9 protein-coding genes are annotated in these 11,101 nt (G+C 38.0%); all 9 read right to left on the reverse strand.

Translation table 11 applies throughout. The annotated features are described in order from the left end of the window. Nucleotides 1–13: 13 nt before the first annotated feature. The 9 genes from AAEZ00_RS16110 to rfaH all read right to left on the reverse strand — a co-directional run bounded on the left by AAEZ00_RS16110 (nucleotide 14) and on the right by rfaH (nucleotide 10,616). Nucleotides 14–1,243, reverse strand: a complete 1,230-nt coding sequence (locus AAEZ00_RS16110) for an MATE family efflux transporter (RefSeq protein ID WP_351089096.1) — start codon at nucleotides 1,241–1,243, stop codon at nucleotides 14–16. After that, nucleotides 1,240–2,331 carry a glycosyltransferase family 4 protein gene (locus AAEZ00_RS16115; RefSeq protein WP_351089098.1) on the reverse strand — a complete coding sequence of 364 codons (1,092 nt, stop codon included), beginning with the start codon at nucleotides 2,329–2,331 and terminating at the stop codon, nucleotides 1,240–1,242. The genes AAEZ00_RS16110 and AAEZ00_RS16115 overlap by 4 nt, the downstream gene beginning before the upstream one ends. Before the next feature lie 19 nt (nucleotides 2,332–2,350). Continuing rightward, nucleotides 2,351–2,899 (reverse strand): dTDP-4-dehydrorhamnose 3,5-epimerase, encoded by a 549-nt coding sequence (gene rfbC / locus AAEZ00_RS16120; protein WP_351089100.1) that lies wholly within the window; start codon nucleotides 2,897–2,899, stop codon nucleotides 2,351–2,353. Then, a complete protein-coding gene (gene rfbD, locus AAEZ00_RS16125; protein WP_351089102.1) occupies nucleotides 2,900–3,775 on the reverse strand; it encodes a dTDP-4-dehydrorhamnose reductase in 876 nt (291 codons plus the stop codon). A gap of 1 nt (nucleotide 3,776) precedes the next feature. Next, a complete protein-coding gene (rfbA, locus tag AAEZ00_RS16130) occupies nucleotides 3,777–4,646 on the reverse strand; it encodes a glucose-1-phosphate thymidylyltransferase RfbA (protein WP_351089104.1) in 870 nt (289 codons plus the stop codon). A gap of 75 nt (nucleotides 4,647–4,721) precedes the next feature. Beyond that, nucleotides 4,722–5,801, reverse strand: a complete 1,080-nt coding sequence (gene rfbB / locus AAEZ00_RS16135) for a dTDP-glucose 4,6-dehydratase (RefSeq protein ID WP_351089106.1) — start codon at nucleotides 5,799–5,801, stop codon at nucleotides 4,722–4,724. A 261-nt stretch (nucleotides 5,802–6,062) separates the two neighbouring features. Beyond that, entirely contained in the window at nucleotides 6,063–7,040 is a 978-nt protein-coding gene (locus AAEZ00_RS16140; protein WP_351089108.1) for a Wzz/FepE/Etk N-terminal domain-containing protein, read from the reverse strand. A 41-nt stretch (nucleotides 7,041–7,081) separates the two neighbouring features. Beyond that, nucleotides 7,082–9,577, reverse strand: a complete 2,496-nt coding sequence (locus tag AAEZ00_RS16145) for an SLBB domain-containing protein (RefSeq protein WP_351089110.1) — start codon at nucleotides 9,575–9,577, stop codon at nucleotides 7,082–7,084. 526 nt (nucleotides 9,578–10,103) lie between these two features. Continuing rightward, nucleotides 10,104–10,616, reverse strand: coding sequence for a transcription/translation regulatory transformer protein RfaH (gene rfaH, locus AAEZ00_RS16150; protein ID WP_351089112.1), 513 nt, complete (start codon nucleotides 10,614–10,616; stop codon nucleotides 10,104–10,106). Nucleotides 10,617–11,101: the final 485 nt, after the last annotated feature.

Below are 11,101 nucleotides of genomic sequence, written 5' to 3' on the forward strand. Positions count from 1 at the left end.
GTATTGTAGTAGCCTAACCACTCGATTTCTTAATGCGTGCATGAGCAAACACCATGAAAGTTACGCCTAGCAGTTCAGCTATGAAAACACTTATTAAAGCACCTTTATACCCTAAATACGTAACAGAGAAATATATCGTTATTAACACTGAAAGGAAAACTAAAATGTTCGCCTTAGTCGTTATAACTTCTAAATGCTGGGGTATGCTATATTGTGTATCTATAAAAATGGAAACTGACATAACCAAAAATAACAAAGTACAGATTGTAATATCAATGAATGGAAATGTATAACCTTGACCAGTTAAAAAAAGAATAAAATAAGGACTGAATAACAATGAAAATATTGCTAGAACAATAATTATAACTGCATATTTCTTATCAAACTGACGATGAAAAACATCAGATAATCCTTTCTGATATGAAACTATCGCTTGAGGCATGATAAATCGACATACTGTTGATGGCACCATAGCTAAGATACCAACTAGTTGCTTTAAAATATTCAATGAAACTAGATCAAACTTACTCAATAAAATACTTACAATCAACTGATCACCATATTGATAACCAGCCCCAACTATTGAATTAGTAAAAAAGTATCTTACACCAAAAATATTTTTTTTGAGTACATAAAAATCAAACTTCTTTATCTTTATCATAGGATAAATGTGTATAAAGGTTACCAAATTTACTATTGCAAATGAACACGTCATTAAGTATGCGTATAGTGCTAAATCAGCATTACTTTCAACAAATAGAAAAACAAGTAAAAAAACAACACTCTTAATAGCAATATTTCGATAGAATAATATTTTATACTTTTGAACTGCAAAAAAATACCATTCAAAATTAATTGAAACGGATATTATAGGTATCAAAAAAGATAATGCAACGGTGGAGTTAACATCAGAGACTATATTAAATACTAAGTACAGCATCAAAAAAAAAGCAAACACCAAAAACATAGCGAGAATTTGAACAATCAAAAAATCACCGAAAATATTATTTTCATTCTCATCTTGAGAAAACTGACATTTCGTATATTCGCGAATAAAATATTGCATCAACACTAAACTAAATAAAGATATTGTTAGTTGATAAAGAACATTTACAAGAACATATTCACCATAAACATCTTGGTCAAAAGCTCGAAACACAATAGGCAAAGTTAGCAAAGGAAAAATGGCATTAACAATATTAAATCCAAATGGGTAACTTAATTTAGATAATAAACTTTTCACAATTCATTCCAATCAATAACCCTAAGATTCCTTTCAAGGTCAAAGTTACCCTTAATGAAATCCATTCTAATTAGCAATTCATTATCGACAGAACTATTTTTATTTTCAATTATATTTCCTAATTCATAAGCCAACATTTCAACATCATTTTGGTCTATAATCTTGCCTAATTCTCCATTTTTAGTGACCGCCTCAACACCGCCTACACGAGTAGACAGAATGTAGCATCCCATATATGAAGCTTCTAATAAAGCTAATGAAAAACCCTCCCATCGAGACGGCAAAACGAAAACTTTTGAACGAGCGTACAAATCAAAAAGTTCTTCTCGACTTAAGTTGCCAACAAATTCAACTTGATTGTCTAGACTAAAACCCTTTATCAAATCTGTACACTTTTCATTTTCTACTGGGCCAGCAAATACAAACTTCCATTCATTTGTATATTTCAGTTTGGATATAGCCTCAATCAATAACTCATGATTCTTTTGAAACGCTCCAATCCTACCAACAATTAAAAATATATTCTCTTTTACAATAGTATTACTACATACCGTTTCAACAAATATCGAATTAGGTATATACACTATTTTACTAAATATTGAATCTATATTATTTAAATGTTTTTTCAATTCTTTTTCTTCAATTGATATAATACTAGCATGTCTAATAAATAGTTTTAATACATTACGCTTAATTGTATTATTCTTAAACCATAACTCTATTAAATTAACTGTATCCTCTGATATATCTAGTTTTATGTAGGTTTTTATCCCAAAAAGTTTCATGAGAATAGTTAATAAAATGGTTGTTTTTTCCATATGATAAAAATTTACAATACTAACTTTGTCTTTAAATAATATAAAAATCAGCTTACAAATAAATGACAGATAAGTACTAGCGACGATAGGAACCAACTCAACAAAATCATCATACTTATTTTCGACTTCACAGCCTTTTTTCCAATAAATAATTTTTGACTTTACGTTCTGAATCTTACTCATAGCCATTGGAATCATACCAACATCTTTTGTTAGATGAACAGGCTCTAAATTTCTAAAAACAGTAACAAAGTAATTTTTTCTTCTCATTTGAGATTGTTTCCCAGAATCAAATATTATTTGTGTAGTCAATTAAACTGATAGCATTTCTATCTTTATCAGATAAAGTAACCCCCACAACTCTAGGCCATATTATGCCTATGCTAGTATCATTCCATGCTATTGAAATTTCGGCTTTAGGATTATAGTAATCAGTACACTTGTAAACGAATTCAGCCTCTTCACTTGTCACATAGAAACCATGGGCAAAACCTTCAGGTACCCAAAGTTGACGCTTATTCTCTGCCGAAAGGTATTCACCCACCCATTGCCCAAATGTTGGTGAACCTTTTCGAATATCAACAACTACATCAAATACTTCCCCAGATACTACACGTACTAGTTTACCTTGGGTATTTTCAGTTTGATAATGCAAACCCCGTAAAATCCCTTTTTTTGATTTTGAGTGATTATCCTGTACAAATACTGTTGGTTTGCCGGTAACTAACTCTTCAAAGAGCTTTTGGTTCCAGGTTTCCATGAAGAAGCCGCGTTCGTCACCGAATACGGTTGGCTCTATGATTTTCACATCTGGAATTTTAGTATCGATTACTTTCATTTATGAATACTCTTTAATTCTTGTTAATGCGGCTTGCCAATCACTTTGCTCAATGTCAAACGCGCTATCAATTTTATGGCAATTTAAGCGTGAGTTTGTAGGTCGCTTAGCAGGTGTTGGATAGTCTTGAGTCATTATTGGGTTAACTTGAATTGACTGTTTCAAAACACCTTGTTCTAACGCAATGTCGAATATCTTTTCAGCAAAAGTATGCCAGTTTACATGAGGAAAACCTGAATAATGGTATATCCCATAGGCTTGATTACCGTCATTTATCTGTTTCGAGATAGCCACAATTGCTTTGGCAATATCACCTGCATATGTCGGGCCACCGAACTGATCAGCAACCACACCTAAGGTATCTCTGGTTTTAGCAAGGCGTAGCATGGTCTTTACGAAATTATTGCCATGCTCACCAAATACCCAGGCAGTTCTTAGTATAATATGTCGTGAACACGCTTGTTCAACAGCATGTTCACCGGCCAGCTTGCTGCGACCATACTCACCTTGAGGAGCCGTCACATCAGACTCAACATAAGAGTCAAGACTGTCACCAGCAAAAACATAATCTGTTGAGATATGTATGATGGCGGCATTAATTACATTCGCTGCAACCGCAAGGTTATGTGGCCCATCACGATTAATACCATATGCCAATTCACTTTCTTGTTCGGCCTTATCTACCGCGGTATAGGCAGCAGCATTGATGATGATATTTGGATTGAACTCTGCGACGACTTTATTAACTTGAGTAGCGTCAGTGATATCGAGCTGATCACGATCTAATGCTAACAAGGTTACGTCAGACATTGTGCTTAGTTGGTCAACTAAACAACTGCCGACTTGGCCATTCTTGCCTGCTATTAAGATCTTCATATTATAATCCGTTCGCTAAATGAGCTAAATATTGACCATAGTTGTTCTTCATCATCGGTTTAGCCAATTCAGCTAGTTGCTGCGCACTTAACCAACCATTACGCCAGGCTATTTCTTCTAAACAAGCCACTTTTAGTCCTTGCACATTCTCAATAGTCTGCACAAAAGATGACGCCTCGTGTAAGCTTTCGTGGGTACCCGTATCGAGCCATGCAAAGCCGCGACCGAGTAACTCAACATTTAAGTTACCCTTGGTTAAATACATTTCATTCAAGGTGGTTATTTCTAACTCACCACGATGTGATGGCTTAACTTGTTTTGCCATTTCGACAACGCTGTTGTCGTAAAAATATAACCCTGTGACAGCATAGTTCGATTTTGGCTTAGTCGGTTTTTCTTCTATCGATACGGCTTTCATGTCTTGATCGAATTCAACGACACCAAAACGTTCTGGATCTTTGACTTGATAGCCAAATACTGTGGCACCATCTTCTCTATTAGCCGCATTATTGAGTGTTTTACTAAAAGATTGTCCATAAAAAATATTATCACCTAAGACTAAACAGACGCTGTCTTTACCGATAAATTCTTCACCGATTAAAAATGCTTGTGCTAGGCCATCGGGTGAAGGTTGTACTGCATACGTTAGATTGATCCCAAAATCAGAACCATCACCTAATAAACGCTTAAAACCTTCATTATCTTCTGGCGTCGTAATAACCAATATGTCTCTTATCCCTGCGAGCATTAATGTTGACAGTGGATAGTAGATCATTGGTTTGTCATACACTGGTAATAACTGTTTTGATACACCACGAGTTAATGGATATAAACGTGTCCCTGAACCGCCCGCTAAAATAATGCCTTTCATAGTAAATGAGTTCCTAGATAAATAGATCCTAGGTTAAAGAAAAACTAGGACATTAAAACAAAGTAATAAAAGAGATTAAATGCCTAAGCGCTCGCGTTTGTAAGTGCCATCTTGGACATGTTGACACCACTCTTGGTTAGTTAAATACCATTCTATGGTTTTGCGCAAACCCGTTTCAAAGGTTTCTTTTGGTTGCCAGTTAAGCTCATGGCTCATTTTACTCGAGTCAATCGCATAACGACGGTCATGACCTGGTCGGTCGGTGACGTAAGTGATCTGCTCAGCGTATAACGTGTTTTTAGGCACTAGTGTGTCCAAAATACTGCAAATGGTATTAACCACTTCAATGTTTTGTTTTTCGTTGTGGCCGCCGATATTATAAGTCTCGCCTACTTTACCGGACGTCACTACTTTATAGAGTGCACGTGCATGATCTTCGACATAGAGCCAATCACGGATTTGATCGCCTTTACCATAGATAGGAAGTGGTTTGCCTTCTAACGCATTTAAGATCACTAATGGTATTAACTTCTCTGGGAAATGATAAGGGCCATAGTTGTTAGAACAATTAGTCACAATTGTTGGTAAACCGTATGTGCGTAACCACGATCTTACTAGGTGGTCACTTGATGCTTTAGATGCTGAATAAGGGCTGCTTGGTGCATAAGATGTTTCTTCAGTAAATAATGGCAGCGTTTCATTAGAGCTCAGGCCATCTTGATCATCAGGATGAGGTAAATCACCATATACTTCATCTGTTGAGATATGATGAAAACGAAAGGCTAGCTTGGCCTCAGTTGATAATGCGTTCCAATACTCGCGAGTGGCTTCAAGTAATGTATAAGTGCCAACGATATTGGTTTGAATAAAGTCAGACGGTCCGGTAATAGAACGATCAACGTGCGATTCTGCCGCGAGGTGCATCACTGCATCTGGCTGGTGTAGCTTGAATACACGGTCTAATTCTACTCGATCGCAAATATCGACTTGCTCGAAAACATAACGTTCACTTGACTCAACACTCACTAATGATTCAAGATTACCGGCATAGGTTAATTTATCAACATTGATGACGCTATCTTGAGTGTTATTGATGATATGACGCACTACTGCAGAGCCGATAAAACCCGCTCCACCTGTGACTATAATTTTCATTTGTATGTTTCCGAGAGGTCTTGATTAGCCTAAATAGAGGTCGATTTAGGCTAGATGAATTGAATAGATTCAATTTCCGATCTCAGCCTTATAAATCATGGTGAGACACTTTTTATCCATTTTGAGACAGGTCAAACTTCGCAAACCTACATAAAACCTAGGTTTTACGGTTTTCTTGAAAACCGTCCCAATAGGCGGCAAAAGAGTTGAGCCTAGATTGCTAGAGCGCTTCGCTGCTAGAAACTATAAAAGCAAAGAGTGTTAATCTTTTCTGACAAAATACCGAATTAACACTAACATTACAGCCAACATTCCGCCTAGCATGGTGCCTAGAACACAGATTAATGCGCGCTTCGGTTTGGCTTTTTCTTCTGGAACAAACGCAGGATCGATGGTTTTAAACACATACTCATCACGCACTTCTGCAAACATGATTGTTTTTGTTTGTTCTTCTATTAATTTGTACAAAATTGTGCGTATATCCGCGACATTCGTTTGTTGTATCTGTGTTTGTAAAAAAGCTTTACTTCGATTGGCTTCAGCAACATCACGTTGCTTCATTTCGTTATTGATGTCCGCAACTAACCAATTAACCCATTGCTGTGCAACTTGAGGGGATAGATGCTCTACTGACACAGTAACCATGCCAGTATCTTTTGCCGCATTAACGGCAATAATTTTACTGAACTCTTTGTAAGCTTCTTGCATTGATGGCTCAGGTTTAAAAGGCAGCTGAACTTCACGTAACCATTTATTGTCGGCAGCGTTGTATACATCTTCATCATAACTGATGCTGTTATCTGCTATGTTCCATTTTTTAGCCGCCATTAAGTCAGGCAAAATATTGTGATTTTGAATAAAGTCACTGGTAAATTGACGTGATTTCATCACCTCAATTGCCATTTGGGTTTTATCAACACCACCACCGCCACCTAAGTTGATGCCAGCCATACTGGCTAGACCACCAAACTGTCCGGCCAGCGCACCTAAACCACCGCCACCTTGCTCTGAGTCAGCAGGCGCTAATAGCGCTTCTGACTTATAAATATTCGGCTGATTAATGGCAAAAATAACTGAGCCAATAGCAAACACTGCAGTGATGGCAATAATTAACCACTTACCTTGCCAAATTACAGAAAAAAGCTCACGAAGATCGATTTCGTCGTCTTGAGCATTTGTCATCGGTTGTGAGGATGGAAAATGTGCGTCTTGCTTATATTTTTCAATTTCTTTAGACATTTAGCACGATCTCATTATTTAGTTTTTGAATACGTCTCGCTTTATAGCGTTGCGACTGCTGCGACGGCGATTGCGCTATTGTAGATAATAGTGGTTACCTGCTGCCAAAGCGTGAGGCTATCTTTATATTCTGTATCTAATGGCACAATAATGGTGTCGCCTGGTTCCATTTGATCATTATTACTAAACCAGTGTGATTCATATGGCATAGCCACTGAGCCGTCTGCTTTAATAATATAAATTCGATCGTCGTCTGCACGTTTGCGTGAGCCACCTGCCATTGCTAAATACTGGTCAAACGTTACACCTTTTTTAAAACGATGCGTACTCGGATGTTGAACTTGGCCCATTATCGACACAACTTGCTGTTTAGGCGGAATATAAAGTGCATCTTGGTCTTCTAGATTTAAGTTGGCATCTTCAATACCTAACTCTAATGCGGTTAAGTCTACAATTAAACGCCCAAGTACCGTTACATTATCAAGCTCTTTGAGCATTAGCTGTGCATCTGCATAGCCAACGGTTGGCGTATCTTTTGTTAATGCTTTAGACGCTATTTCGCGACGAAGTTCATCAGATAATTTAGCTAACTCTTGTTGCTCTTTATTTTTAACTGATTGTCGTAAAAATACTGCACTTTTCAACGATGCATTGTCCGTGTAGCCACCAGAACGTGCAATAACATCTTTTAATGTCTCACCGCGTTGAATAGAGTATGTTCCAGGGAATTTAACCTCACCTTTAATCGTTACCCAAGTACTTTCTTGCCAATCTGGTAACATTCTTATTGTCAGCATATCTCGGCTTTGAAGATCCACATCTTGTGCATCAATATTATTTAGTATGTTGTTTAAATTGAGTTGAAGGTGTTCTATATTAAAACCATCGGTTTTAGATACGTTTTGACGCGTTAACTCGGCGGTCATTGTATATGCGCCTTCTGATAACCCTCCCGCGGCAATAAGTAATTCTTTAACGTTTGCATTAACTGTTAGCGGATAATCACCAGGAAATCGTACATTACCATTAATACTCACTATTTTAGTTGCGTCGCCAAAGCGACTCTGCTTCTTTAGCTGATCAAGAATAGGCGTTAATAGTTTTTGACGATCTTCATAATCAAAAACTAAAATGGTATCCCGAGGTTGTAACAGCAAATCAAATTGTGATTTAGGGTTGGCGATTGCTTTACCTAATGCAATACGATGAAGTTCAATGTCGCCACGTTGATTAATTTCACGTACCAGCAATGCATAATCGAGGTCAGCCGTTATGGTTAAATTACCCCAAATTGATGGGAGTAAATCAGCAACTGTTAACTGGTTAGTCCATTGATACTTACCAGGACGAATAACTGCACCCGCAATAGAAATAGCATTATCGATTCTATTGGATGCGGTTTTTACATTTAACACATCTCCATTTTTAACGACTGTCTCTAAACCATTTTTTGCTGTTAAATCTACGTTGATAACAGTTTTAACCGCTTGGTCACTGTAACGCTCTACGACACTCGACTTTGGATATGCCCCTGGATTTAACCCACTGGCCATTTTAATCACATCGGCCATGGTTTCGTTATTTTTAAGTTCGTATATAGCCGGTCGACGCACTTCACCCATTACACTCACTAGGCCAGTTGTTGAAGGAATAAACACAACGTCGCCTGATTGTAAGCGCTTGTCTCCAGATGCATCTCCACGCATAAGCAAGTCATATAAATCTAGCGTTGCAACGGTTTTACCCGCTCTTTTTAATTGAATATTGCGTAATGAACCGATTTGATTTATACCACCAGATACAAACAATACTTGAGTAATAGTGGATAAGCTTGAAACGGTATATGAACCGGGCTTGTAAGCATCACCTGCAACGAAAATTCGTATTGAACGTAACTCGCCCATAGTAATATTCGCGTCAATACCAATCATGCTTTGAGATATTTTATCTTGTAATAAACTTCTAGCTTCTGAGAAGGATAGTCCGACTAATGATATTGGCCCCAAATCAGGGAACTGTATCGCGCCATCACGACCAACAGTCAGTTGATAATTATTATTTTCTTTGCCATATAATTGCACATTTAATGTATCACCTGGGCCAACCATATATTCAGCAGGTACCGGAACATCTGATACTGGGGCAAATGTTGTTGGCGAACCGGCAAATAAGTCATAACCAAATGGTTTCAATTCAGATTTATGTTCCGCTTCTCTTTCTTCAACACTCAATGTTGTTTTTGTTTCTTGTATATTTTTTTCGTCTTCTAATTCTTGTTGATTCAGTTTTACATCAACATCCTGCTCAGTCCTAGGTTCGACTAATTGTGGGTTTTCTATTTTCGTTGTTGTAGAAGATGACGATAATATCGAAGGGTCAATGCCATATTGTTTTGCTATACGCTCCTGCTCTGCTTTGGACAATTGTTTAAACTGCTCAATCATTTGCGGTGTTGGGGTAATAGCATGCGCTTGGGTGGTTAAAATAATAAAGGCTGTCATGCCTGCTATCAATGCGTTTTTGGTTTTATGTAACACCAGGTATCTCCAATATTATTATTGTAATTAAGGTTCTAGGCCGCTACGCGGATAGTGCGCTTCGCTTCTAGAGCGGACTTCGTCCTGCTAGTATCTAGGGACTCGCAGGCTCGCCAGAGAGCGGACTTCGTCCTGCTAAGAACAGCTTCGCTGCTAAGATTTTATAGCCTCTAGCCGCGTAGCGTCCTAGCAGCGAAGCGCTCTAGGCTGTCATCGATTTAAAGGCACGCTACCGCCCATAGATTACGGCTTCCAAAGTGCCCTTCGCTGTGCGAAATATTCATTTTTATTGGCTAAACACCATAGCAGTCAATAATTGAGCGCGAGATTATACTCAAAAATCGACTTAGATGCTTGAGTAAAAGTCGCTAACCGTGGTAATTTTTTCTAAAATAGCACCCACATCGCCTGAACGGTTAAAATTCAACCTCTCAAGCTTAAAATCGTTCAGTTAATTGCCTATACTCATTTTACGAATGGACAATATCCTACAAAAAACATCGCGATTGTCTGCTACTTTAGCCATTTAAGTTGCTGGGTTATTTTTTGATGTAGCTTGTAAATTGGTAAGTTCGACTAAAATTCGTTTCTGTTGTCCCATAATGTTAAATAACACATGGCAACGTTTATCTGGGTTGTTCTCATCGAATATGGCTTCAAGGTCTTTAAACGGTCCGTCGACAAATTTGACTTTATCGCCTTTGCCTAATGGTTTTACCTCTTCTGGTACATAATCTTGAACTCGTCGTTTAAGCGCTGAAACAATTCTGTCGTCAATGGGCGTCATCACTTCTCGACAACCAACAATGCGGTTAGCGCCACGGGTATTGTGGATTTTGCTCACGCTAGTGATTTGAGGATCGAAATAGATAAATAGGTAGCTAGGGAAAAGAGGCGCCGTAACCATTTTTTGCTTGTTACGTACGGTTTTTTGCTGGGTGATCATAGGTAAATAACTATCGACTTGTTGCAACGCCAAATTTTGCTGTGCACGTATTTCATGACGCGTTTTGCAATACAGTAAATACCAAGATTTCATTATGACTCGCTTGTTTAAATTTGCTCATTAGTCTGAACATGTGACATCCCATTCACGACCCAAGATAGTAGCAAAATTCCTTACCTATTTGAATGGATTTTTAAGCCTTAATGCCTATAAATACTGCGTTTAAGTCATTAATTGGTTTTATATTAAGCAAAAACACTATCAATTGTGATCTGAATCTTGGAGTAACTAATTGATTTATCATTCGACGTACACTTGACGTCTTTAACACACGCAGTTTGGTTAATTTTATTTTATGTTTCATCGCACTGGCATGTTAAGTCTATTCTAGAAAGGGCTGCGCGGCTAGATGCTAGGAATAGGGCGCCTGCGGCTGCTAGGACGACCTGCGGTCTTCGAGGACGCTTCGCTGCTAGATGCTATACAATCTTAGCAAAAGCATAGAGCGCCGAGCTGCTAGGATGCTAGGAATAGAGCGCCTGCGGCTGCTAGGACGACCTGCGGTCTTCGAGGACGCT

It is taken from the genome of Shewanella sp. S1-49-MNA-CIBAN-0167 (assembly GCF_040310145.1).
GTDB lineage: Bacteria > Pseudomonadota > Gammaproteobacteria > Enterobacterales > Shewanellaceae > Shewanella > Shewanella psychromarinicola.

Coding starts and splice junctions, on each gene's coding strand:
- rfaH (WP_351089112.1), bottom strand. CDS start 10,616: ATGAAATCTTGGTATTTACTGTATTGCAAAACGCGTCATGAAATACGT.
- rfbA (WP_351089104.1), bottom strand. CDS start 4,646: ATGAAAGGCATTATTTTAGCGGGCGGTTCAGGGACACGTTTATATCCA.
- AAEZ00_RS16115 (WP_351089098.1), bottom strand. CDS start 2,331: ATGAGAAGAAAAAATTACTTTGTTACTGTTTTTAGAAATTTAGAGCCT.
- AAEZ00_RS16140 (WP_351089108.1), bottom strand. CDS start 7,040: ATGTCTAAAGAAATTGAAAAATATAAGCAAGACGCACATTTTCCATCC.
- rfbD (WP_351089102.1), bottom strand. CDS start 3,775: ATGAAGATCTTAATAGCAGGCAAGAATGGCCAAGTCGGCAGTTGTTTA.
- rfbC (WP_351089100.1), bottom strand. CDS start 2,899: ATGAAAGTAATCGATACTAAAATTCCAGATGTGAAAATCATAGAGCCA.
- rfbB (WP_351089106.1), bottom strand. CDS start 5,801: ATGAAAATTATAGTCACAGGTGGAGCGGGTTTTATCGGCTCTGCAGTA.